26 protein-coding genes are annotated in these 24,115 nt (G+C 56.1%); 2 read left to right on the top strand and 24 right to left on the bottom strand.

Translation table 11 applies throughout. The annotated features are described in order from the left end of the window. Window positions 1-565: 565 nt before the first annotated feature. The 4 genes from MME58_RS27125 to MME58_RS27110 form a co-directional block, all read right to left on the bottom strand. The gene (locus MME58_RS27125) at window positions 566-919 is read right to left on the bottom strand and encodes a hypothetical protein (protein WP_003407059.1); all 354 of its coding nucleotides are present in this window, start codon (window positions 917-919) and stop codon (window positions 566-568) included. After that, complete coding sequence (locus MME58_RS27120; RefSeq protein ID WP_003407061.1) at window positions 910-1,560, bottom strand: AAA family ATPase; 651 nt, start codon at window positions 1,558-1,560, stop codon at window positions 910-912. Before MME58_RS27120 ends, MME58_RS27125 begins: the two co-directional genes overlap by 10 nt. A 129-nt stretch (window positions 1,561-1,689) precedes the next feature. Next, window positions 1,690-3,258 (bottom strand): LPD7 domain-containing protein, encoded by a 1,569-nt coding sequence (locus MME58_RS27115; RefSeq protein ID WP_338156866.1) that lies wholly within the window; start codon window positions 3,256-3,258, stop codon window positions 1,690-1,692. A gap of 764 nt (window positions 3,259-4,022) precedes the next feature. Then, window positions 4,023-4,442, bottom strand: a complete 420-nt coding sequence (locus MME58_RS27110) for a hypothetical protein (RefSeq protein WP_017279388.1) — start codon at window positions 4,440-4,442, stop codon at window positions 4,023-4,025. A gap of 550 nt (window positions 4,443-4,992) precedes the next feature. Between MME58_RS27110 and MME58_RS27985 the strand changes: the two genes are divergently transcribed. Further along, window positions 4,993-5,226, top strand: coding sequence for a hypothetical protein (locus MME58_RS27985; protein ID WP_032674793.1), 234 nt, complete (start codon window positions 4,993-4,995; stop codon window positions 5,224-5,226). A gap of 202 nt (window positions 5,227-5,428) precedes the next feature. Here MME58_RS27985 and MME58_RS27100 read toward each other — a convergent pair whose 3' ends face one another. Next, window positions 5,429-6,154 (bottom strand): plasmid mobilization protein, encoded by a 726-nt coding sequence (locus MME58_RS27100; protein ID WP_055007064.1) that lies wholly within the window; start codon window positions 6,152-6,154, stop codon window positions 5,429-5,431. Between the two features lie 341 nt (window positions 6,155-6,495). On the opposite strand from MME58_RS27100, the gene MME58_RS27095 reads away from it, so the two are divergent. After that, a complete protein-coding gene (locus MME58_RS27095; protein ID WP_241409138.1) occupies window positions 6,496-6,918 on the top strand; it encodes a hypothetical protein in 423 nt (140 codons plus the stop codon). A 22-nt stretch (window positions 6,919-6,940) separates the two neighbouring features. Here the strand turns inward: MME58_RS27095 and MME58_RS27090 are convergent, their stop codons facing one another. The 19 genes from MME58_RS27090 to MME58_RS27000 all read right to left on the bottom strand — a co-directional run bounded on the left by MME58_RS27090 (window position 6,941) and on the right by MME58_RS27000 (window position 24,104). Then, complete coding sequence (locus MME58_RS27090) at window positions 6,941-7,513, bottom strand: hypothetical protein (protein WP_055007062.1); 573 nt, start codon at window positions 7,511-7,513, stop codon at window positions 6,941-6,943. Next, a complete protein-coding gene (gene stbB / locus MME58_RS27085) occupies window positions 7,510-8,229 on the bottom strand; it encodes a StbB family protein (protein WP_055007061.1) in 720 nt (239 codons plus the stop codon). The genes MME58_RS27090 and stbB overlap by 4 nt, the downstream gene beginning before the upstream one ends. Window positions 8,230-8,536: 307 nt before the next feature. Next, complete coding sequence (locus tag MME58_RS27080) at window positions 8,537-9,142, bottom strand: single-stranded DNA-binding protein (protein ID WP_055007060.1); 606 nt, start codon at window positions 9,140-9,142, stop codon at window positions 8,537-8,539. A gap of 63 nt (window positions 9,143-9,205) precedes the next feature. After that, window positions 9,206-9,973, bottom strand: coding sequence for a hypothetical protein (locus MME58_RS27075; protein ID WP_055007059.1), 768 nt, complete (start codon window positions 9,971-9,973; stop codon window positions 9,206-9,208). Window positions 9,974-10,000: 27 nt separating this feature from the next. Further along, the gene (locus MME58_RS27070; RefSeq protein ID WP_104742477.1) at window positions 10,001-12,166 is read right to left on the bottom strand and encodes a type IA DNA topoisomerase; all 2,166 of its coding nucleotides are present in this window, start codon (window positions 12,164-12,166) and stop codon (window positions 10,001-10,003) included. Between the two features lie 27 nt (window positions 12,167-12,193). After that, window positions 12,194-12,556 (bottom strand): TrbM/KikA/MpfK family conjugal transfer protein, encoded by a 363-nt coding sequence (locus MME58_RS27065; protein ID WP_055007057.1) that lies wholly within the window; start codon window positions 12,554-12,556, stop codon window positions 12,194-12,196. 40 nt (window positions 12,557-12,596) lie between these two features. Then, window positions 12,597-14,258, bottom strand: coding sequence for a type IV secretory system conjugative DNA transfer family protein (locus MME58_RS27060; protein WP_055007056.1), 1,662 nt, complete (start codon window positions 14,256-14,258; stop codon window positions 12,597-12,599). Then, entirely contained in the window at window positions 14,258-14,488 is a 231-nt protein-coding gene (locus MME58_RS27055) for a hypothetical protein (protein WP_055007055.1), read from the bottom strand. Before MME58_RS27055 ends, MME58_RS27060 begins: the two co-directional genes overlap by 1 nt. Window positions 14,489-14,614: 126 nt before the next feature. Continuing rightward, window positions 14,615-14,971, bottom strand: coding sequence for a hypothetical protein (locus MME58_RS27050; protein ID WP_010217013.1), 357 nt, complete (start codon window positions 14,969-14,971; stop codon window positions 14,615-14,617). 9 nt (window positions 14,972-14,980) lie between these two features. Continuing rightward, complete coding sequence (gene virB11 / locus MME58_RS27045; protein WP_104742476.1) at window positions 14,981-16,012, bottom strand: P-type DNA transfer ATPase VirB11; 1,032 nt, start codon at window positions 16,010-16,012, stop codon at window positions 14,981-14,983. Between the two features lie 9 nt (window positions 16,013-16,021). Further along, the gene (locus MME58_RS27040; protein ID WP_055005868.1) at window positions 16,022-17,389 is read right to left on the bottom strand and encodes a TrbI/VirB10 family protein; all 1,368 of its coding nucleotides are present in this window, start codon (window positions 17,387-17,389) and stop codon (window positions 16,022-16,024) included. Continuing rightward, window positions 17,376-18,185 carry a P-type conjugative transfer protein VirB9 gene (gene virB9, locus MME58_RS27035; protein ID WP_055005867.1) on the bottom strand — a complete coding sequence of 270 codons (810 nt, stop codon included), beginning with the start codon at window positions 18,183-18,185 and terminating at the stop codon, window positions 17,376-17,378. The genes MME58_RS27040 and virB9 overlap by 14 nt, the downstream gene beginning before the upstream one ends. Then, window positions 18,175-18,963 (bottom strand): VirB8 family type IV secretion system protein, encoded by a 789-nt coding sequence (locus MME58_RS27030; protein ID WP_010199854.1) that lies wholly within the window; start codon window positions 18,961-18,963, stop codon window positions 18,175-18,177. The genes virB9 and MME58_RS27030 overlap by 11 nt, the downstream gene beginning before the upstream one ends. 37 nt (window positions 18,964-19,000) lie before the next feature. Next, window positions 19,001-19,285: a conjugal transfer protein gene (locus MME58_RS27025; RefSeq protein WP_082427332.1), complete on the bottom strand. Its 285-nt coding sequence runs from the start codon at window positions 19,283-19,285 to the stop codon at window positions 19,001-19,003. Window positions 19,286-19,344: 59 nt separating this feature from the next. Then, complete coding sequence (locus MME58_RS27020; RefSeq protein ID WP_055005866.1) at window positions 19,345-20,289, bottom strand: TrbL/VirB6 family protein; 945 nt, start codon at window positions 20,287-20,289, stop codon at window positions 19,345-19,347. Window positions 20,290-20,315: 26 nt separating this feature from the next. After that, a complete protein-coding gene (locus MME58_RS27015; RefSeq protein ID WP_005782472.1) occupies window positions 20,316-20,522 on the bottom strand; it encodes a hypothetical protein in 207 nt (68 codons plus the stop codon). Window positions 20,523-20,537: 15 nt separating this feature from the next. After that, window positions 20,538-21,218 (bottom strand): P-type DNA transfer protein VirB5, encoded by a 681-nt coding sequence (gene virB5 / locus MME58_RS27010; RefSeq protein WP_055005865.1) that lies wholly within the window; start codon window positions 21,216-21,218, stop codon window positions 20,538-20,540. Continuing rightward, entirely contained in the window at window positions 21,215-23,713 is a 2,499-nt protein-coding gene (locus tag MME58_RS27005) for a VirB4 family type IV secretion system protein (RefSeq protein ID WP_233591032.1), read from the bottom strand. Before MME58_RS27005 ends, virB5 begins: the two co-directional genes overlap by 4 nt. Continuing rightward, on the bottom strand, window positions 23,628-24,104 hold the full coding sequence (locus tag MME58_RS27000; RefSeq protein ID WP_055005863.1) for a VirB3 family type IV secretion system protein: 477 nt from the start codon (window positions 24,102-24,104) through the stop codon (window positions 23,628-23,630). Before MME58_RS27000 ends, MME58_RS27005 begins: the two co-directional genes overlap by 86 nt. Window positions 24,105-24,115: the final 11 nt, after the last annotated feature.

The raw sequence follows: 24,115 nt of genomic DNA, 5'->3' as shown, positions 1-24,115 counted from the left end.
GCTTCACCGCCTTGGCCAGCAGGTTGGCCAACGGCGTGAAAGTGTTTGACACAAAGGGTCAACCGGGGGGGCAGGGTGCGGTCATCGAGAACGCACAGCCGCTGAAGAATCTTTTCCATAAGTCCACCGTTCAGCGGTGAACTGATGGCTTCACTTTTGACGACTTGCACAAAGCCGCAGTGAACGCCATAATCAGCTCACGTTATGTGTGTTGGACAGGTCTCCTTCTCTCGAAAAAAGCAAGGCCTGTTCAAGTTTTTCCAAAAAGCCCCGCCGGCAAGCGGGGCTTTTTGGTTTCTGCTATTTGGCTAAATCGTTAGAAATTTTCCCGTCTACGCTCATTCGAGCATGAAAAATATGGCATCCCAGCAACGGTGGGCAGGCAAAGTGCGTGAACACTATCACCCGGATTCCCCATCCGCAATGAAAATGCCATTTTTTTAAGCTTATATTCCACCATCTTTTCAGCCTAGTGCGCCTGGCCATAACCCTTGCGGGACGGGGCTTTCAACGAAATTACTGATGTAATTTATGCAACAGTAATAACTTACGTAAGTTATAGCACTTACTCGTCTTCCATAGAATCGGTTATGGGTTCAGCATTAGATGCATTCTCAAGCAGCGCAATGAGGTCAGCCTTATCAAGCTCTTGGAGAGCCATGATTCCAGCCCGAATCACATCGGATCTAGATATGCGGAAGGTCCGTGGCAAAAGAGAAATCTTATCTATCTGCCTGTTAACGTCCTTGGAGAGGGAAAAAGTAGTACGCACGAATGTAGAAGCTTTCTTACGCTTGCGCTTAGGCTCGGGCGTGGCACTAACGGGCGCTGCAGATATGAAAGCCAGCGCTGCTTCGTCGTTGGCCTCCGAAGACGGGGAGACCTGCTCAGGCTTACGAATCAAATCTTTCAATCCCATTTTGCAGCCCCCCAAAGCTCTGCTGCCAACGTCTCTATCTCTTCTTTAGCACGTGCGTCAGAGTTGCTCTCCAAGACCGAACATCCGTCTTCATCCGCATCGTCGTAGACATTGCGAGCTGTTGTAATCGCGTCAAGAGGTTGAATGCCGAAGGAGCGGCATGCTTCTTTGGCATCCAATATCCGCTGTATCTGGCTAGGAAGGGCAGGGCATTGGGTGATCACTGCACGCACGTTCAATGCTGGGTTCACTGCAGTAGCCAGTCGTGCCAGGTTATCGACCTTTGGAAGGGTCTTGAGATCTCGTCGCTTGGGCCGGAAAGGGATCAACATATGAGTTGCTACCGTCATAGCTGACCGCAGTGCCTCCGAATCAGATCCTCCAGCATCGACCACAATTTGCCTGTACCGGCCCCGAAGGTCTGTCAGCGTTTGACGAATATTGCCGTGTGCTTGCACAACAGGAATCGCAGGGAGGTCTCCCTGTGCAGAGCGTTCAGCAGCCCAGTCTGCGGTTGTGCCCTGAGGGTCGGCATCTAGAAGCAGGACGTCACCTCCGCGAGCCTGCAGCCAGACGGCCAGGTTTTGAGCCAGACAGCTTTTACCGCTGCCGCCTTTTTCACCACCTAAAAGTAAGATCATGAACTGCCCTTGATACTGATTATTGAAGTGACATAACTTACATAAGTTATGAAATTTTTGCTACGAGGAATCTACTAAGTCTCCTGGAAGGGACCCACCTCCATACAAGGAGGTGGGTTCTCACTCGGTTCAATCCACACTCATACCATCATCTTCATCTGGGGATGACAGCTCCGGTGTGCCTGCTGCTGCGGCCTGTCCCTTGGGCGTGGTCTCCGCCACTTCACGTTCAGGCGCGACCGGCTGCGCTGACCATTCGCGGCGGTTGACCGTTTTGTCCGTGACAGTGCCGTCCTCTTCGAGGACCTGCACCACGACAGGCTGGGTGCCCAGGTCTTGCAAACGTACCTGATCGCCTTGCTTCAGATCTGCGTCGCTCATGGCCTCTTCCAGCCCTACGCCCCACACCGTGCGGGGCTTACCGCCCTCGGGCTTGAGCGTCACGAAGTAGCTCATCTGGTTGTCGTCATTGTGCTGATACGGTGCTTCCCCATGCTCGATAAGCGTGCCCTCGATGACTTTGCTCCTGGACGGGGCTGTCTGGCCCGTTGCTGCTTGAGGTGTCGGAAACAGACGCTCTTCCACCTCATTGACTATCTGGGCAGCCATCGCCGTGAGGTGGTCCAGGTCATCGACCGACTGAGGCGAGTTTTCGACTTGCTTGTAAGCAGAGACGATGCTGGCTTTGAACGCTTCGCGGTAGCTGTCGTTTTCCATGTAAGCCGTCAGCAGGGCAGCCGCTTCTGGGGTCTTGTCATCCGTCGCAATGATCCAAATGGCATGGTCTTCACCTCGCAAGCCCATGACCGTATCAGAGGCCCTGACATCCGCTTCGGACATCGGAAAATCACGACGCCATTGCGCTTCAAGCCGGACCAGCTCGCTTGGGCTCTGCAGGTCAGGGTCGTTGGCCAGCGCAGTCTTCGCGGCTTCTGGGCTTACCGGTTCAGGCACGGCGTCTGAAGGCGTCGGCACATTGGCCTTCGCTTCAGACGTTGCTGATGCTGCGGAATTCGCAGCCGGTTGCGCACGCTGCGCCTGCCACTGTGCAAACGACTGGTCGCCCTTGGGCTCGCCACGTTCTGGAATGCCCAGGGTGATGGCCACCGTCTCCACGAACGCAATGCGCTCCGACTCAGGAACGGTGTCCAGCTGCGCGGCGAGCGCCTGGCTAACCTGGTCAGCAGTTTTTCCTTGGCCATACAGCGCTTCGATAGGCACGGTAACGCTCAGGCGATCCGCCTGGTCCCGCACGTCCCGTGTGGCGTCATCAACGTGCCGAGGCAAGTCGGTGGCAGGACCAATGCTCTGGCCATCACGTTCGATGTCCAGCTCTGCACGGCGGTCCGCCAGGCTTTGATTCATGGCCTTGTCGGTGAAATGCACGTCCAGGCCATTTTTGGCCACCGCCTCGATCACGAGCTTTTTGAATTCGGCAGTGCCGTTGATCGTCAGTGTGCTGCCAAACCTTTCCCGGGCCAGCTGGAGGGCTACGGACACCCCGGCTTCGGTGATGCCCGTGCGGCGCATGGAAATGGTGGTACCCGTGTCGACAAACAAAGTCTTGTCGGTCTGTTTGTCCAGGTAATGCACGTTCTGACTGAACTTGACCTTGCGCGTGTAAAGATCCTTGGCGCTGAGGTCGCGAGCCCGCTCACTGGCGGCGGCTGGATCAACCTGTTTGGCGAAGCGATCCATGATCCGCTTCACCTGGTCACGCACGCCTTCACGGCCTGGGCCCCTCGCGCCGCTGATGCTGAAGCCTGGGTCTTCTTTTTCATCATCTAGGAGATTGCGTATGGCTGCACTGCCCATGAGATTTACCTCGATATTGGGTTGGGGTTTGTGGAACTGTTCACGTGCTTTGAGCCGTTCGAAGGTCAGCACGGAAACCAGCTGCGCCTTGTCCTGACGGGTTAAGCGTTGATCGGAGAACACGGCGCGCCTGAGCGCGAAATACTGCTGATCGATCCGGCGTATGGCCCGGCGGTGGGCCGGAGCGATCTTGTTGTGCTGCGCCTGCCGCGTGAAATACGCGGCCACCGTGGAGGCGTGTTTGTTAACGGTCAGGGCCTTGATCGAAGCCCGCTTGAACACCAGCACCTTGTCTGCAGGTCGCTTGAGCGGATCGAACAGCATCCGGGCGCGCTGCTCGATGTCAGCCACCGTCGCGACCCGGTGCGGGTTCTTGGCGTAAGGCGGGACAGCACCAGGCCGCCATTGACGGGGAGGGCGGGGCTTGCCTGAACTCCGGGGCCTGCGTCCGGCAGTAGATTGGACAGGCGTTGTCGTCGCAGCCGTCGCCTGGGGCAACTGGTCGGCCACCTGTGGGTGGCTGGATGATCGATAGAACACCAGCGCGTTGTCAGAAGGCCGCTTGAGCGGGTCAAACAGGCGTCGGCCCCGCTCCTCGATGTCAGCGATGGTGGCGACACGGTGGGGGTTCTGGGCATACGGCGGGACTACACGTCCAGCTCGTACTCGGGTGTTTCGGGATTTTCCAGCTCCGGCTCGTCGTCGGCCTGTTGCGCCTGCAGGCGTTGCTGTTCCCTTTGTTTCTTGAGAAACGGCGGCAGGTTGGCTTCCTCCTCTTCCTCGCTCAGCTGTGGACCCGGCCCGCCTTCCTCGTCCACCTCCTGGTACAGATGATCGCAATCCAGTATCTCCTCCTGGTTGCGACTGTCCCACGTGAACGTGTGCATCACTGGGCAGTAACAACGCACCGTCACGGCTTCGGGTCGGTCCGGCTTGCCTGTGATCTGCCACATCGCTGACGGACAGGTCTTGCAAGCCATCGGCAGGTGCCGCAGTGCGTCGCCCTGTAGTTTCAGCAGGACTTCGCTGGTTATCTCTCTGTCGTTGCCAGGTGTGTACGGATTCATAATCATCTCCATGTGCTCGGTAGAAATGGGTTTCGCGCTCGGCCAGTAGCCGAACACGCTCTTCAGGGGAAGCTTGGGAATACTGTTTGCGAAACTTGGGGGTGGCCTTGTTGACGTACTTGATTTCCCTTGCGCGCTGCGGCCAGGCAAGCAAGCGTTCCTGGATCACACTGGCTTCAAGCGGTGGTTTTCTTAGTTCACGCCTGACAATGAAGTCATCCTGGAAGATGGTGTCTTTCAGGTTCGTGCCCTTTGCGTCACCCGGCAATTTGACCGAAATGTATTCGTTGTCCTTGCCTTCATTACGGATGCGTGTTTCACCGTGCTCAGCTACCAGGGCATAAAAATCAGCGCGTGAAGTTACGCCGCGCTCAATGACCTGCTTAACCAGCTGCTGTTTGAACTGGCGGTTCTTGCCGTAAAAGTCGTCGCCCTTGTAACGTGACAAAACACTGGCCGCATCGGTAATGTCCGCACGCACATTCTCACGCGGTGAAGACAGACCGTACTTCTGGTTAATGTGCTCCTGAAAAGCTTCAAAATACTTCTCATGATTCTTATAAACATCGACCGGATTGGCCTCGTTGCCGCTCAGCAGGTTGATACGCGGAATGATGATATGAATGTGAGGTTTGCGGTCAATCACCTCGCCGGTTTTCCTATCAGTGACCGTCTTCATTTTTGGCAAGTGCGCTTCGGCATACAGATTGAATTCTTCAGGCTTGTACGCATGCATAAAGAAGTTCTTGAAGTCGGTCGTCACTGCCTTGAGCAATTCAGGTGACACCGTGTCCTCTTTGAAGCTTAGCGTGAACGTAAGGTAGCGATCTTGGCCATGGTCCGGAATACTTTCGTAGATGGCCCTGGTCACACTGAGCTGACCCTCAATGATCAACCGATGGTCCAATTCATCACGCGTAAACTCTCGACCTGATTTGTTGCCTTGTTCTAAATACTCCTGCGCCCCGGTGTTATAGCCACTGACTCTAATCAGCATATTCAATACCTGCTAATAAAATCGTTTCGATGACCACCAGCGCTTCATACCATTTGTCTCTCACACTGTCGGTAATGAGGCCTCTGTCACTGGCTGATTTAGCGATATAAACCAACTGCGAAATGTTGTTACCGGCTTTGTTTACGATGAATACTATTCTCCTCCTAAACCCGGTAAACTCTCTGAATACCGGAGTGGGATTTAAAATCAGCTCTCTAAAAAAGGTTGATGCAGAACAGCCCGCCCGTTTGATCATGTCATCAAACTGGGTCATTTCGTCTTGGGTGAGTCGAAACCGGATGATATGAACTTTTTTGCCAGATACTTTAGGTGAACCACGGTTGCCGTTATGGACTGGCCTTGCCGGTTTTGGCGGGTCAGTCTCGGACAACACGGTGAGCAACAGTTGTTGAATAGCATTTAGTTTATTAAGCCAGTGGAGATATTGCTTTTGATAAACGGTGCCGTTGTAAGGTGCCGAGTTTGCGGAGTAGGCAACTCGGTTTAGAGCATGTCCGGACTTTTCGAATACCTGCTGCATCCGCTTTTTGTCGATTGCGGATCGCTCGAAGGTAGGCGAACGGCTGATCACCAGGTCACGAAAGAATCGGGCTGGCTTAAGGCCGGATTGCGCGATGGGCTCGGCAAACCGAGCGAACTGTTCATCCGTGAAACGGCATGACACGGGGCATGACTTGTTCACTTTTTCGGCCACAAGATCACCTCCTGGGGGCACCTGGAATGACGACAACCAACAACGACAACGACAACGCTTTCCCGCTCTGCGGGGTTCCAAAGGGGTATCCCCTTTGGCACGTCGATTGGATACGAAAAAGGCGAAGCTCTTTTTTGTAGACAATCGGTAACGTGCCTGTTTAGCGAATTCGAGATAGGGGGTCAGCAGGATGAACCCACGGTTACATCAGAATTGCATCAGAAATGCTCGGGATTACGTCAGGATTGCTTTGCATTGCGTTTTTCTACATCGGTGTTACGCTCGAATACGACAGATTTACATCACATTTACATCACTTTGTACGCAGCAAGGGGCAAATCTTGGCTCAAGAAACCGAAAACCGGCGTGATGCGTTGGCAGAACTAGCCCAGGACAGCAAAGCCAGGTCGTACACTGCGCAAATTCGCGACCTGTATGACGTGATCGAAAACGCTCTGGACTCAGCTGTAAGCAGGACGGTGATTCACCAGAAACTGGTGGATACTGGACTCGCAATCAGCCTTCGTCACTTCGACCAGGCGCTGTACAGAATTCGTAAAAGCCACAAACGAGCCGGACAGGTTAAACACCCCCTACCTGAAAAAAGCGACAGCGCAGCGGTCAGCAAACCCGCATTGCTGAATGGCGAGAAGACCAGGCCACAAGCTAACTTCAGGCAAAACATGAAGCAAATCAGGGAGGAGGTGGAAAACACGAATTGGGCCGAAGTCATCAGTGACGCGAACAGAACTTCCAAGCCATGACCGTTATATATTAGCTCAGTGGTTACTGCGCAAACTGTTTTTTAATGGCAGACGGTAGCGTATCAATGACAGCCTGCTGTTTTTTGTATTCGTGATAAAACCATCGATTGGTTTCATTAACGTCCTGAGCCTTTATCGCTACCCACCCCATTGCACACACCACCGCGATACTCACGGCAACAAATCCCGACAGGACAATATAGTTGAACCGTGAGGCTTGGGTGTCACGAAAATTGCCGGATAAAGCGCTGACTCGCTTTTCCAAGTCATCGATTTTTATCGCTGCGCGCTGCAAAGCAGGTTCGAACACTCGCTCTAAACTCTGGTGAATGGCCGTGGACATTTCCAAAGCAACGTCCACACCAGCTTTGGCGGCAGTCGCTTGAATAACTTCCTTTGTCGCTTCTTGCAAAAGCAACGCAGTGTCTTCCGCATCCTCTACTGCGTCGGCCACAATATCCAGTGAATCCCTCATGGATATCTCAAGCAGCTTCGGAATGCCTTTAACCTCATCGTGCAAACGGCCTACGTCGCTCAACAACTCAATAATCAGAGCATCACGTGCAGTAGAGGGAATAGTTTCATGTTCACTCATTTTATCACCTCAAGGCCAAACAGCGCCGCGAAAACTCGATCAAGTTTGCGATTAACGCCTTTACACAAGAGTGTCAGCCCGAACATATCAGACCAACGATCACGCTCCTGTGCGTTGGCATCTTTATCCTTGAGGAGTGTTTTGTAGTCGGTGTCATCGTCCATTACGGTTTGCATTGAGATACGGTGGATAGACAAGGCATCAAACAATGCAGATTCAAACACGGCACATTCTGGATTCAACGTGAATGCACCGGCGCGCTGGTGATAAGCAAAGATAATCGGAAACTCTGTATTAACATCCTTTTTGACACGATTGAACAATACAAGAATCTTTTCAGGGGGTACGCCAAGTGAGGCCAGGCTACTAATCATGCTCACCGTTTCTTTTTGCTCCTTGGTGCCTGAAGTGACCGGGATCACGAAGTAGTCGACTTCCTCATGAGCTTCATCAAACTCCTCCAGGTTGGCCATAAAATCTTCAACGTTGGACGCTCCAACGTCGATGATCGCCTGATCCTCCAGCATGAGTCGCTTGAACAGCTCGCGGAACGCGTCGCCGCGCAGCTTCTCAACATCCAAGCCAAGGTTCTCAGCCGTTTCGTTGATGGACTCAATGGCATAGAGCGGCGCGCCGCCCATGCGTGGCCACAACAGGTTGGCGGCGATGGTAGTTTTGCCAACGGTGCCGGTGTAGTTAATGACGACAACTTTCATAGTTAGTGATCCTGGCGATTTAAGATTGATGGGGTCGCAGCGCCCATAGCTGGGCACCGATTTGAAATGTCATTGGCAGGGCTGTTTGAACACCAAGGGCGCGGCCCTTGTCATCTCGCAACGGCCGCGTTGACCTCAGGAGCGCGGGGTGGTGAAGCTACCCCACACTCCTGCGGTAAGCCTTTTCTGGTCGTGGTAGCGTCAAGTGTGCGCTGCGCCCGTGCTTCCGTTCGCCGCGACGATAAAGCGCGTCACGACGAGCCGGGAGCGCGGCACCTGACGTGGGCAAGATCGCTGTGCGGATGGGTCAGACCAGCATCCAGTTGAACCGATAGGGGTCCATGAACGGGATCTTGTCATCACCGCCGTCAAAATCCCCAGCGGGTTGCGGTTCGGGCGCTTTGGCCTGTGCCTGCTTGCCTGATGCACGTGGCGGTTTTGGTGCCGCTTTGCCCTTGCCGGACGGTTTTTCCGGTGCCGCCTGCTGGGGAGCTTGCTGCCGAGGGGGTTCTTGGTGATCACTGTCACCGCTGCCATGGCCGTTCTGCCCTTGTGGGGAGTCGCCCTGTGGACGGCCACCCAGCAGCTGCATCGTGCCCTGCATGTCCACGACGATTTCGGTTGTGTAGCGCTTGATGCCGTCCTTCTCCCATTCGCGGGTTTGCAGCTTGCCCTCGATGTAGACCTGCGAGCCCTTGCGCAGATATTCGCCGGCGATTTCGGCCACCTTGCCAAACATCGAGACGCGGTGCCATTCGGTCTTCTCGACCTTCTGCCCGCTCTGCTTGTCGGTCCATTGCTCGCTGGTGGCCAGGCTCAGGTTGGTCACCGCATTGCCATTGGGCAGGTAACGCACTTCCGGATCTTGCCCGCAGGTGCCTACCAGGATCACTTTATTGATGCCACGCGCCATGATTGCGCTCCTTCTTCAATGAGTGCTTAAAGGGATTTGAGGGGGGTTACGAGACCTATGGATTTACCAAAAGGCGTCCATGGCGATACGTTCGAAGCCTGCCAATTGCGCTTCGTGTTCCTCATGAAAACGCTCGTAGCGATCCATGTGTTCTTCGCAGAACTGCTCCAGGGCGTCGGGCTGAAGGCGTGGCGAATAGATCAGCGCCGGTTCGGCGTCATCGTCCACGAACTGCTCGGTGCCATCGGGAAACATCAGACGGCCCACACCACCAAGCAAGATTTCAACGGCAGTGGTGTAGGGGGCGTTTTTACTGGCGTCGGGATCAAAATGGATTGTCGTGTTCAACAGCTCGCGGCCCCGGGCCGAAGACTGCGCAGCAGGGGCCAATATCAAGGCTGTTGTGCCGTCTGCCGACAACTCAAACTCGGCAAAACAGGTGTCGCAATCCACTGGACGCCAAGTCATTTCCCACTTCCTGACGTTGACGATATCGACAGTTGCGGGGGTTTCGCAGTTGGGGCAGTGCGCAGTCATCGTGTCACCAGGTGGCCACTGAGCAACACGTTCGGTAAAGGTCTGTGCAAGCCAATCAGCGTCTGCGGTCAGGATGGTGACTTCGTCGAATGGGGCTATCAGCAGCGCCTTGATGATCTTGGCCACCCAATTCGGATGTTTCGCCATTTGTGCCTGAGCGTCCGCAAGTGCTTTGCGGCCCAATGCCACAGCTTCAAGGTCATTGCTTGGAATCGAAGCTGTTACGGCTACAGCCTGGGCCTGAAGCGCTTCAAGGGCGGCATACGCTCCCTTGGGTAATTTCTCGTCTGACATAGCAAATGCCTCCGTTGAGGAGAGGGGTCATGCGCGCGTGGGTTTGCGGCTGTATACGAATTCCAGCTTGGCTTCGTGGTTGAGCTTCAGGGCTGCTTCAAAGGACTTGCCGGTCTTCTTGTTGTGAAAGCCCTTCAGTAAACCGGTCTTGCCCGTCGTCAGCAGCGCCTCGATCTGGCCAGGGGACAGCATCTTGCCGCTGACTTCCGGGTAGAACTTGAACGCGCAGGCGCGACAGCCGATCACTCGCGGGGTGACGGCCAGTTCATTGCCGCACATGGGGCACTGAGCATTTAGGCTGTCCAATACCGGCTTACCGTCACCCTGCACGTTGCCCAGATCGACGTTATGCACCTGGTGGGCAATGAAGGACTCCAGCTCGTCCAGGAACGCGTCGACGGTCAGTTCACCGGCCTCGATCATCTGTTGCTGTTCATGCCAGAGCGCGGTCATGTCCGGCGTGGTCGCAATCGCTGGCAGCGCGGCGATGAACTCAAGCCCCAACGCGGTGGGGATCAGTTTTTTCTTCTCTACTGCGTAGAAACCCCGCTCCTGCAGCTTGGCCAGTACCGCACCTCGTGTCGCCGGGGTGCCAATGCCGCCGTTCTCGCCTTTCTTGCCTTGGTCACGGTCGATCAGCAGCTGCTTGATGCGCGGGTCTTTCACATACTTGGCCACGCGCTGCAGATCCTTGAGCAACGTGGCTTCGGTATAAAGCGGCAGGGGCTTGGTCTTTTCTTTGGCCACCGTAATGCCATCGCATACCCCGGCGTCACCGACTTTCATATCCGCCAGAGCATCGAAGGGGCTGGCGACCTCGGCGGCGTCCGACGCGTCTTCGTCTTGCTCGTTTTCTTCAGTGACCTGCGCCGTCCACCCTGGCTGCGTCACTTTGGTGGAGCGCGCAACGAAGGTGTGTCCGTTCACGCCAAAACGCACCTCGGCACTGAGGTAGCGTTTCTCGGGCAAGAACTGCGCGACGTAGCGTTTGACGATGGCCAGGTACACGGCGCGTTCATCGTCACTTAGCTGGGCAATGTCGATCTTCACTGCCGTTGGGATGATCGCGGTGTGCGCCGAGACCTTGCTGTCGTCAAACGCCCGGCTTTTACGTTCCGAATTCACCTCGGTGAACATCCCGGCCAAATCTGGCAGGGCCTGACTTAGCAGGCTCAAGGTCTCCGGAGCCTCGGCAAATTGTTCGTCGGACAGGTAGCTGCAATCGGAACGGTTGTAGGTGATGGCCTTGTACTTCTCGCGCAGCGCCTGGGTCAGGGCTAGGGTTTTCTCGGCATCGATGCTGTGGGTCTTGCTCATGTAGACCTGCAGGTCGAGCAACGCGAACGGCAAGGGTGCCGGGGTTTGCTTCTCCTCCACACGGGCCTCGATCACGTCCGCAGGCTTCATTCGGCACGCGTCGGCTACCTGCGTGGCATACGCCTCGTCGATGATGCGGTTCTTGTCATCGATGGGGGCATCCGCGGCCACCACGAGGCGGGCCTGGGGACGACTGCTACCAAAGGCCAGGCTTGCCGCAACCGTGTAGTAAAACGCACTGGCGTGACCCTTGTTGGCCAGGTAGCGATTCACGATCAGCCCCAGGATCGGGGTCTGCACGCGTCCCACTGACAACACGCTTTTGACGCCCTTGGCCCTACCGGCCAGGGTGCAGGCGCGAGTCATATTGAATCCATACAACTGATCACCGATGCTGCGGGCCAGTGCCTTCTGGAACAGGCCGTAAAACTCGGTGTTGTCGCGCAGGCCGTCCAACGCTTTGCGGGCGGCATTGGCGTTCATGTCGTTGATCAAGATACGTTTGACCGGCGCGGTGTTGCCGAAATGCACCAGGACCTCGTCGACCAGCAGCTGGCCTTCATCGTCCGGATCACCGGCGTGGACGATTTCCGAAGCGCGACCGATCATCTGCTGGACGATGCTCAGCTGGTCCTTGGTGCGTGCGATGGGCTGGTACTTGGCCGGACGCAGCTTCAGGGGCAGGTCGGCCTGAACCCAGTTTTTATAATCGGGGTTGTGCACCTCGGGCGGGGCCAGTTCGAGCAGGTGGCCCACGCACCAGGTGACGATATCGTTGCTACCGCACTCGAAATAGCCGTCCTTGCGTATGACGGTGCCCAGCGCCTCGGCAATGACCTGGCCCAGGGCGGGCTTTTCCGCAATGAATACTCGCATGGTGTTCTCCTTCTTATGATCTGGGGCTTAGCCCTGGACCTTGCCGAACTTGTCGTTGATTTTTTTGGTGTAGCCACGATCAGCGCTGGGGCAGCTGTTGAGATAGTCCTGGCGCATCGAAGCGGTTTCGCTCCATTTGATGTTCCCGTGCTTCTTGACCAGGATGCTGAAGTAGTCCAGCTCGGCGCTGAGGCACTCGTTGCCACCGCTGTTGCCGGTGAACTTGCCGTAGAGGCAAAGTACGGACTTGCACGGGTCACCGGCGAAGGCTGAGCCACTGCCCATCAGGCACACTGCGAACAGCGCGCAGACCCGCGTTTTGCCGCGACCAGGCACGGCGTTGCCAGCGGCCTGACCCTGGCGGTCAGCCGTTTTGCTGTAGGTATTCATGTTTTGCTCCTGCAGGCGCTTGGGTGCGTCGGTGAGGGGACTACATCGGTTCGGAGGTGTCGTCAGCCTGCACAGGCTCTGGATCCGGCTCGACCTCAACTGGCTGGGCTTTGTCCGCTTCGGCCTGAGCCACTTCGGTTGCTGAGGCTTTTGTATCTCTGGGATTCCAGCGCTGCCGTTGTTCGGCCTGCATGGGCTTGGTGTCTGCCACTGCCACCTTGGCTTCGACGGTGCGCACCGGTACGGTTAACGCGTCGATCTTGGAGGCATCCCCCACGGGCAAGGGCGGCGGCGGCAGCTTTTCTCGCGACCTGAACACCTCTTCCTCGTAGTAAAAAATCTTGCGAGCCAAAATCTTCAGGGCGGGCGTGGTTTTGGTCCCCTGTACGAAGATTAACTGTTTGTCATAAGGCAGCTCGTTGATGTCTTGGGGCAGCATCAAGGGCCGGGGCTGTTCGCTGTAGCTGTCTGTTTGCCCTTGAGCCCCAACCTGATGCTTCTGCCTGTTCAATGACTGGTTATGGACGCGCACGGTGGTATTACCCAAGCGCCTGCTGTACTCCTCGGCCAGCTTAATATCACCAGGGGCGAACACGATTTCATTGTGAATCGCCTTCATGATGGCGTTGGCAGCTTCCTCACCATAGATAGCTCGCAGCTGATCCTTACCCTGGAAAATGAAGAAGAACCTCAGCCCCGCGCCTCGGGTCAAGGCGGGCGCAGTCTCCAAGATTTCAATACGGCCCATGATGGCCAGCTCATCCATCAATAGGGCCAGCTGGTACTTGTACCGTAGCGTGCCGTCTGCACAGTGCCCGCCTTGCTCGGGAATGACCTTGGAATTGAGCCGTATGGCCTGTGTGAAGAACAGATTCATCAGCGGGCCATACTTCTTCAGCGAACCCTCGGTGACGCTGAAGTACGCGGTCATCTTTTCTTCTCGGGCTTTCGACAGGTCGATGTCATCTCCCGACACTGCCCATGCCACCGTCTTCTCGGCATACACCGACAACACGTCACGCACGATATCCACGGTGGTGGACCAACCGCTGCTCTTGTTTTTCGAGGCCTCGAATACACCATTAAGCTCACGAAGGGCTTCAAAAGAGAGCGCATTAGGGCCGGTGCTGCGCAGCTCGATAATCTGTTGGGCCCACGTACCCATCCCGGTACCCAAAGAGCCAATTTCGTAGGCCTGAGGCAACGTGAAAGGCATTTCCGGCGTTTCCATCAGAAACAGCAGTACGGCGGTGAAGACGTTGCCTGCCTTGTTGTACCACTCCTGGTTCTTTGGGTTGTCGGAGACAAACAGCACTCTGGCGATCGTGCGAATTTCCCCCAGCCGGTAGAGCGGATCGCGGTTTATCGCGCTCAGTGGATTCCAGCGGTGCGTCTCCAGGCGTTCAGGGGAAAAGCGATAGACTTTGTGCCCGGCAGCAGCCCGGAAACCCGAGGTGATTTCCCAGTTTTCAAATTTCGGATCGTTGACCACCATGGAATCGGGATAGCTGAGCAGGTTGGGGATCACAGCCCCGACCCCTTTGCCGGTACCCGGTGGTGCTGCCAGCATCACGAACTGCTGCCCGTAGCTGGCCAGAAACGAATCCTCCGTGGGGTGCTTGCCCAAGAGGAAAGCGGGATGCTCCTCGATCCGCTTTTGAGGGTTGGTCGGGCTGATGGGTTTGGATTTAGCTCTGGCCATCAGCGGACACCTGCTCGACGCTCAATCGCCTGGGCGTCGAGGCTTTGTTGCAGGGCGATAGCCACCTGCTGATTGGCCTGGATCTGCCTGAGCGATGCACTGATCTCATTGAGCTGAGCGAGTGCGATACAAATCCCCAGCCAGGCTGCAATGACGAAGACAACGCCCAGCGCAATGGGCAAGGGCAAACCCAGAAAGAGAAGGGGTTTCGATTCTTTTGATTGTTCCATTGGGAATCTCCTGCAAGGTGCTTCCGGACACAGCTCGGCCCCAGGCGGCTGATAGCTGTCTGCGTGGCAGTGCATGGAAAGGGTTGGTAAGGGCGGGTGTATCAGGCGGTGATGTGGGTGCAATACCTACTTGCTGGTGTTCTTGTATTCACCCTGGTACTCGAACTGGCGCAGCTCGCGGTTGTTGGCAAAGCGGGCATCACCGTGTAGCGAGGTTTTGGGCTTCAAGCGCACGAAAAGGGCCATCAGCGTGATGCCTACTGGCAAGAAGGTGAGGGCAGCCGTCACACACCATGACCACGGCACGTACAGCATCCGCCGGTCGTTCCAGGCCAGCTTGCGGGTCTCCCATAGCGTGTCCCAGGCCAAGCCCGCGAAGTGACCTTGGGTCAGGTGCAGATACATAGCCCCCCCTGCGTACAGCCCGATAACGAAGCACACAGCCATCATGAACACGATTGATAGCAAGATTTTCCACCACATGGCGTTCTCCTAGGCAGCTCGTTGACGCTGGCCATTGAGCAAGGCCAGCTTGTGTTCGGGTTCGTAATGCACTTCCTCGATGTAGGTGTTTTCCATGTACACCACAACGTCGAATGAGGTCCGTACCAGGCGTTCGATGTAGTCGTAATCCAGGCCCTTGCCGACCTCCGATTGCTTCACCAGACCGCACACACGGGCATAGCCCGCTTCACTGTCGTTGGCGTGCGCGGTGGTCACGGTGCCCTTGGTGCCGGTGTTCAGAATCTCGATGAAGTGCCACACCTCGTCACCCGTCAGCTCGGCCAGAAACAGGTGGTCGGGCTTCATGCGCAGCGCGCTGGCCACCAAGGCTTTGGGCGTCACTACATGGCCATAGAGCAGATGCACATGGTTGGGATGGAAGGGCATCGGGTCCTCCAGTATTTCCTGGATCGTGATCATGCGGCGGTTGACCGGAAACATGTCGATCAGCGACTTGCCGTAGGTGGTTTTACCCGAGCCCGGCCCGCCAAAAATGATGATGTTCTGACGATGGCCGATGGCGATTTCCATGAACCGGTGCCAGTGGCCAGCCGCGTGGGCCTCCTGCATGTCGCGCTGCCAGTCTTTCAGGGTCAGTATCGGCGAAGCGATGGCCCTGGCTCGGTCATAGCGGCCACTGTTGACGTAATCCATATGGGTGAAGCGATCCAAAGAGGGTTTTCGAAACGTGGTCGACAGTGTGCCCTTCTCGCATGCCGGGGCCATGACGATCTGGCCCCGCTCCCCGCCAGGCAGCTCCACGGTATGAATCGGTGAATGAGGGGCCAGCACGCGGTAGTTCAGCGCGCAGAGCGCATTGGCAAGCCGCCAGCACAGGTTGTAGGTGAGCCAAGGCGCTTCTTCATATTCCCAGCCGTTTCTACCGTCCACCCACAGCTCGTAAGGCCGGTTGATGGCCACGTCCTTGGTGCCCTGACGATTCAGGCGCTCGGTGACGCCTGCCTGGTCGAGGAAGTCCAGAACCAGGGTGTCTTCGGTGAGTCCTTGTTCTTGCGTCATGAATACTCCTTAGCGGTTCTCGAAAACCGATGAAAAATCGATGTCTCTGGCCACGATGACGGTGATGACCGTGCCTGGCAGCAGATGCGCGGTGTCCGGAATGTTGATGGTGCTGTCCAGCGCCTTGTTGGCCATGCTCTCCACGTTCTGCTCGCTGTTGTTCACCGTGTAGCCTCCGGACCCCGAGCTTTTCTGCGTCGTGTTGGACGCGGCCTGAAGCGCGTCCTGGATGAACGACAACATCACCGCACCGCCAAAGCGCTGCATGTAGTGACGATCGATCCAGGCTTCGGTCCCGCTGGCTCCCATGGGGCCTGCACCCAAGCTGTCAATCTTGGCCCGCACACCCGCTTGGGTTTCGATTTCGGTCCAGGTGGTAAACACGCTAGTTTCGCCTGGACCAACCTCAACCGTCTGTTCACCGGTGAGCTTGTCACCTGCTGCCGCAATCACCGTGGAGCCATCAGCGGAATACAGCGGATCGGTCAGACGACAATCCACCATTCCTGGGTGTGTACTGATGATTTCGGTGTACAGCGCGCAGCGCGTGTAGGTGTTGTGGCTGACCAGGTACTTGCGGTTCGGTGCCAGGTACGCCTTGGCCGGGGCAAAGGCGGTACCGCCCAGGTTGCTCAGGCTGCTGCGTTTTCTGCTGGACGATTCACCACCCAGACCGCTGCTCGATCCGCCCTGAATGTCGCCCAACATTGAAGGCGGCAGTGATGGCTGCTCGCCGGACGGCTGTTGCGGCTGAGTATTCCCAGCACCAGTACCCTGCGCGTCTTCAAAGGTGACCCACATTTCACCTCCCAGTTTGCGTTGCCGGGGGGTCAGTTCCTCAGGCGGTTTCTGGCCGGGCGAGCCGGGCGGTGGCGGCGCACTACCGGCGTGGTCCTGCCCGGTTCTTCCGCGTTCAGCATCCTCTTTATCCTTTTGCTCTTTGGCCAATCGCTCTCTTTCCGCTCGGGCTCGCTTTTCCTCCTCAGCTTTGTCAGCGGCCAGCTTGGCTTCCCGTGCTTTTTTCATGCTGTCGTCGCTGCCCAGATTCACGTCCAGGGTCGCGTCCTTCTTGACGTTGGTTTCATCGACCTCGGAGCCGGTGGTTTTCATCTGGGAAATGGTGAAGTACCAGAGTCCACCTATCACCAGCAGACCAACCAACACCAGCCCGACCAGGCCCAGGTAAAGCGTTCTCTTGTTTTGGGCATCGCCTGATCGTTTGGCCCGCACGTCAAAGGCCCCACGGGCCTGTGTGCTAGAAGGCTCGGAGACCGGGGCCGGTTCTGGAGAAGCTGCGGTGGACGCTGCTTCGGGCGGCCCGATGCTGTCCGGCCCTTGAGTGTTCTCCGGAGCCTGGTCGTTGTCATTGTTCTGCATGCTTGAGCTCCCGAATCTCGCCGGTGGTGGTCCCGTTGAAGTTGTACCACGTGTTCACCTGAGCAGTAGGCCGGGCCTCTACAAGCAGACCGTTCAGGCGAAACCGAAACAATCGGCTGACCCCATGCACCACGACCACGTTCTGTTCGTTGTGCATGTCGGCCACCGTTTCGGTGCCGTCTGGTAGAACCTGGTACAGCACCGGGCGCGGCCCATTGCCGGTGAAGCGGAAGCAGGTCAGCATGCCGTTGTCCCAGCCCTCATAGGGCGCTATGGATCGACTCTCTGCATTGGAGCGCTTCTGATAGGGGCCGTTTTGCACCGGCCCGTCGCAGGGGTTGCTGGGGTCACGGCGAGCCGCGACAGCCTTTTTCGGCGGCTCGGGGTAGGTGAAGCGCAGTAGATACGTCGAGTCTTGTTTGCGCTTGACCAGCTTCAGCTCAATCAGGTAAGTACGCCGATTGGTGTTAATGGTCAGGTTCGTATCCGGCTCCTGATCAGTGATCGGCTTAAGCGAAACCATGTTGCCCGCTTTGTTTGGGCCAATAGACCAGGCTTTCGGATCGCCCGAGATCATGAGGCCCGTATCTTGGTTGATCGTCTCGTTGGATTGGAGCTGAATGAGCGATGCCCGGCCAACTGTCGTTTGCACCCTAAATACCTCGTCAGGGGAGTAAATGGCCGCCTGTACGCGCCGATCCAGTGATGAACCGGTGCCCATGCTCTCGGCAGAGGCCGGTAGGCCGGACGTCAGAAGCAACAAAGCGGTGAGGCCTGAAGCGGCTTTATTTACCATTGGACACCCCCACTTCCTGGGTCATTGTGTAGGCCTTGATCCCGAAGCCACGGGGGTTTAGCCACTGGTCACCGGCTTTTTTCGCAGGGTTTTTGTAGTCGTAGGTCACTGTGGCCACCCAGGTCACCGGGTGCAGCTGAGGATCGGGGATGCCGTTGCGGTCCAGCACGGTTTTGGTGATTCGCACCTGGGCTGTGCCTTCCCGATCTTTACGCTCAAGAAAGTTGATATTGTTGATATCCGTGCGTATTTGCCGGTTGGTCCCCAGCACTTCCAGATAGCCCTTGGAGGACAATTGGAAGTTGCGGTACTCCGTGAAGGTCTCGTCATAGGACATCAACTTGACCATGCCGTAATTGGCATCGTTACTCGAAAAGTTGTAGCTCTCGCGGAATCGCGTGTACGCGGAAAGCCAGAACTCGTCATCGATCTGCTCTTGTGGCTTGCCTTTGTCGTCGGCCCACACCACATCCGTGTAGCCGGAGTTTCTGTCGACCCGTACCAGGCCAAGTTGAACGGTCTTGAGCGGGGTCAGGCCCATCACGGCGGCAACTGACATGACGGCAATGGACCCAAACACATAATTCAACCGCGTTGCTCGTTTGGTCTTGGCCTTTTCATCGGCGGCGATGCTTTTTTCAAAGAACCGCGCTGCATGAATCCAAGCCTGTTCAACCAGGCTGATTTCTTGTGCGGTGGCCGCGTCGATGCTGGTACGGGCGGCCAGTTGCCGCTCCTGCTCGATCACGTCCTCTTTGGATTTTCGAAACTTTTTCATAAGTCACCTAAACCTGGACAAACACGTGCTGCGCGGATCAGTTCGCGGAGCATTTGGATTCGTTGGGTGGGGCCTCGGCGGGCTTTGCCGGGGGGGCGGTTGCCGAACGCTTTGGACTGGTGGTATTGAGCAACTGGGCCTTGGGCGAAGGGCTCGCTGCTGGCAGCACCCGGCCAGGCACGGGAGCAGGCGTTGTCACGGGGGCATGGGTGAAGGGCATGTCTTCCCATTGCCCTTCCGGTTCGGACAGTTTGGGTGCAGAGCCACACCCTGACAGCAAGGCAGCCGAAAGCAGCCCGCTCAAAGCAAGTTTGAAATTCATAGTTGGATTACCCGTTGTTGCGAGAGAGGGGGAGCAGTTGAAAGCTTGTGTTCGAGGGGCTAAGAGATTTTGTTACGACCTTTCATCTTGGCGGCGATCTTCTCACCTATGCTTTTCGCTGCGCGTGCACTGTTCATAGCACTGCCAAGTCCTGAACCCTTTGCAATAATCCCTCCTATTCCAGTAGCGGATACAGGGGTGCCTCCCATGATGGTTGCCGCGTAATTAGGCAGTTCCACGGCTAAAAGCGTAAATGCCGAGAAGCACAAAAGCATTACAAAGTTGCCTGTAAGACTCAGATCTATCTTGCCATTTACTATGATGTACGAGTTTATAAAGCTGAGTTCCAATGCAATGACCGCGGCGAACAACACTTGGGTCAGCATAAATCCTGCCATAACTGAAACCCACCCCCAAAACCATTGCTTCGTTTGCGCAAACAGAGCGAAGACTATGAACAATGGCCCGACTGCTGTTATGACGGTACTGGCAGCTTTCAGCACCACGATTGTGCCAGAGGCCGTCAGCATGAATGGAATGCCAGCTATTAAATAAATAACTAACGCTTGCCCTCCAAGATAAATAGTTTTGAGGTCGACATCCCAAAGATCAACCTTGAAGATATCAAACAGCTTATTTAAGTTCTCAAGATAGACGACCACCATAGAATCAATCTGGTTCATCTGGCTACCGTCTTGCCCTGAAAGCACACCCCCCATCCATGATGGAAAGCCCGTTATGACCGGCACTATAGTGCTCCAGTACCATTGGACGTTGAACGCACAGCCGCAAATGAACGCAACCTTGAGAATTTCAAAAAAAACCTCTTGGAAGGTGCTAGTCATGCCTTGCCACATCCAACTGAAGCTACGGAATGTGAAATGCACCAACCAAAACGTCCCTACTGCCGCATTCAAAGCCAATAAAACCACGGACATTTTGGTTAGTACCACACTTTGTAGTGCCAAGTCCCAAAAATCATACATTTGTTGTGTAATGTGCATTGCATAACACCTTTTAGCAACAGCATCTATTTATCGGGTGGAACCTCGTCTTTGAAAACAGGATATTCTTTAGTTTTGCCGGTTAAAAAGTCCTGAATCTGAACTTCGCGTTTTTTATTCTCCACATATCGAGCATCGCGTGCGGCCTGAACCTTGCTTTGCTGACTGTGGTCATCGCAACCGCTGATCGCAATCATCGATGCCATTGAAAACGCTATAATCAGATATTTCATATCACTAGTCCTTGTCTATTGGGGCATCACAGTTGACTTCCCAAAATAGTAATCACTTATGTCTTGTGCACGTTTTTCATTTTCCATTTTCTCTTGCTGCTGCTGGAGCATCTGCATGTTGGCCAGCCGCATCTGCTGGTTTTGCAGCTCGATCAACTCCTGCTGGTAGCGCAGCTGTAAATCCTCCTTCTGCTGTGGGGTCTGCACCTCGTTTAACCGGGCTCTTAGCAGCTCGGCGTTCTTGACCCGTTCAGTGCTGGCGTTGTAATTGCGCTCCAGCGCATCGGCAGCCGACATCATCTGATCGAATTTCGCCTGCACGCTGGCATTATCCGAAGTTAAGCCGTAGCGGTCACGCAAACTGGCGATATCCCGTCCCGTGCTATACACATCGGCCCAGTCCCCCAGAGGCATGACCTTGTTCAAGGCTGGGTCGTTCAGGAACCCACCCAACATGTCGTTGCCGGTGATGATGCTTTTGTAGTGGTTGTATTGCTGCGCGGTCTGTGTGATCGCGTCTTTGGCCGTGCTCAGCGCGTCCATCGCCTGCTTGGCCTGGGCCAACGCATTCGCCTTCAGCGCGAGCAGGTTAGACGGATCCAGGACCGGAACGCCTGGTACTGCCGCATGCGCAGCAGGCAGGACTGTGGTCAACATGAGCGCGCTAAGCGCGTAAGCCATCACGTGATTTTTCATGACGAAACCTCGATTTCATTCTGTTCCTGAAGGGCTTTCCAGGCTTTTTGAAAGGCCGGCATCCAGCGCTGTGCATCCCGCGTCTTCATGGACTGGCGCAGGCCCTCGGCATAGTCGAACGCGGGCAGCCATACAGCGGGATCGTCGGTGTTCAACCATTGGCGCACGGCCTCGGCCACCAGGAACACATCGACCCAGACCATGGGATCGGTCGTGCCCAGGTGTTGCCGAATACGTTCAGCCACTGCCAGGTTCTTTTGAGTAGCGGATAACAGCGGCAACCAATACTTGAGCGGACCGTCCAGCTCCATTTTCAGCTTCACCGTCTGGTGCCCCTGTTGCACCACCATTTCCCGGCTCAGCGGTCCCATATCACGCACTGCCTCAAACACCTTGCCGGTGACGCCGAACTTGGCGTAGCTCTCGGCCTGGGCTTTCTTGTTTGGGAGCCAGATAGGCGTTGTCACTTGCTGAATGACGGCTGCTGCGTAAGGCGTCGCCAGTGCTTGCTCGGGGTACTGGGTGTCCATGATCAGGATTTCCCCGCGCATGCGTCCGCTCTGCAGGACCTCTTTGATTGCGTCCGCCGTGCTTTTGAACGACAGCGGTGCCCAATACTCGGCTACCACGTTCAACAGCAGATTGCCGGGGCGGGCTTCGTGCATTTCGCGTTTCATGTAGAACAACGTGTTCAGAAACGCTTCCATGACTTCGGGGTGCTTCTCGGCGTAGTCGTTTTTGAGCAACTGCGTGCAGTCAAAGGCCAGACGCCGGTAAGTCTGCGCATTGAACTGGTTGATCGGCGAGTCCAGAACCCAGGCGTACTGACCTTCGCGGCCTTCACCGGCCAAACGGCACCATTTCGACAGCCGGGTGTGCAGGCAATTGCCACCCCGATGGGGGATGTTTTGCAGCAGCAGCGACATGCCCCGAAGTCGCACATTGGTATGCGCCATGACCGCTTCGACCGAATCCTTGATCGTGCGCTGGTCGGCTTCATCGGTCTTCGCTGGACCACCGGCGCAGCACAGCACCAGATCATTCAGCATTTGCCGCAACCCAGGACGGTCGTGAAACTGAAACGGGTTGACGCCGGTGAAGTGCCCAGGCTGCACGGTGTAATACTCGGCACCCAACCCACACAGCAGATGTCTCAAAGACTCGTTGTAGTCGATGCTGAAAATCAGCGGATCGAAGCGGCTGAGAAAGGTCAGCAGGATGGCCTCAGCGGTGGTTTTACCCACCCCCGTTTGGCCTGTGTAAACCGCATGACCTGGCAGCATTTCACCGAGGTTGTTCTGGCCGGGTGGGCTGTCATGCACGTTGAGCACATATAAGGCCTTGTTGACCGTCAGCACCGGCATCACGCCCGTTCCATCACCGATGGGGTTGCCCTTGACCTTGCCCGTGGGCGTGGAGTGCAGGGAAAAGCTGCACGCCAGGTTCTCGGTCGACTTCATCATCGGGTACATGGCCTCGGTCACACCGGGGAACTGCGTGTACCAGGTGTCGATGTTGCTCATGGTCGAACGCACAAAGGTCGCGTCACGCACCGTGAACACCGACGCCATTTTCGTGCCGTTCTCGATGGCCTGGTCCGGGGTGTTGCCGTAGACGATCAGCGAGGCGTGATAACGACCAAACGCCTTGTCGCCCAGGGTGATGGCATCGATGGCATTTTCAAGCTCTTCGGTTTGCTTTGAATCGCGCTCCACCGAACCCAGATCCGCCACGTGCTTTTTGAATTTGTCCTTGGCCTTGTTACGGTCTTCGAACAGAAACGTTTGCACCAGGGTGAACTCGAACTGCTGCTCGATGGCCTCGTCCCACATACCGGGGTAGGTCCCGCCACTGGGGTAGTCGCGCAGGTCAAAGGTAGTCGCGAAACGCTGGCCACCCCGATTGGGCCGGTTCTCGACAAAATCGTAGTTTTCGAAGTTGGTGACGCTATCAATGATCGCGTCACCCAAGCGGGTGTCGCTGACCAGCACGTCTTTTTCGTGCCCGTTAATCAACAGGCTGAAGTAGCGCCCGATCTGCGAGAACAATGCACCGTGTTCGCTTTCCTCAAGGCCCATGATGACCGGGTCATATTCGGCCAGCAACGTAGAGGAAAGTGACAACAGGTCGCTCATACGCTCGATCCCTTCATCAACCTCGCGGTACTTGAGGATCAGCGCAATGCTGTACCCGACCTGGAAGAAGGTGCCGTTGCGAAAGGGTGCGGTGTAAGCGTCCACGAAGTCCTGCAGCGCGGGCAGCGGCAAGGTGTATTGCGTGTCCAGCTCGATGCCTGTCTTGGTGATGTAGGTTTGCAGCATCAGGTGCTTGCCTTCCTTTTTGCCCAAGGCCAGGAAGTAGCGGTTGAGGTTGTGAAACAGTTGGATCAGTTCGTTATCACTGCGGGTTTCACTGGAAACCCCCTTTAACTGGATCAGGCTCACCAGGCGATTGCCGGGTAGGGTCACCATGTGTTCGTGGACCGGATAGCGCATCAATGGCACTTTCTTTTCCGGGGGCATAACGCTTGTGTGAAAATCGTGCGCCATAGAATTCGCTCCATTGCGGATTAAAAGGGGTCAGCAATAACGGTTTGCCGTACTTGAGATTCAGCCAGAGACGCCGCCGTGCAAAGCGGATACGGCGCAAATACTGAGGATCGATCAGGTCCACGACCCTCAAGGCAATGAGGGCAATCAGGAACGGGGAGGCAGCAACCAGGCCCCACACCCAAGACAGCAGGAACGTCGCGGCAACACCGAAGACCAAGCCGCCCATCAGCAACCCCACCATCGGCATGATGGGAATGTTCCAGAACATCGCAGGCCGACTCATGGCGTTGTAGCTTTCGAAGGTCAGTTTCTTGAGTACTTCGTTACTGGCCATAAGCGCTCCTG

This window comes from Pseudomonas syringae pv. tagetis (genome assembly GCF_022557255.1).
In the GTDB taxonomy this organism is placed as follows: Bacteria; Pseudomonadota; Gammaproteobacteria; order Pseudomonadales; family Pseudomonadaceae; genus Aquipseudomonas; species Aquipseudomonas caricapapayae.
Note: the sequence above shows the minus strand (reverse complement) of the source record. Positions and strands in the feature narration are given on the sequence as shown.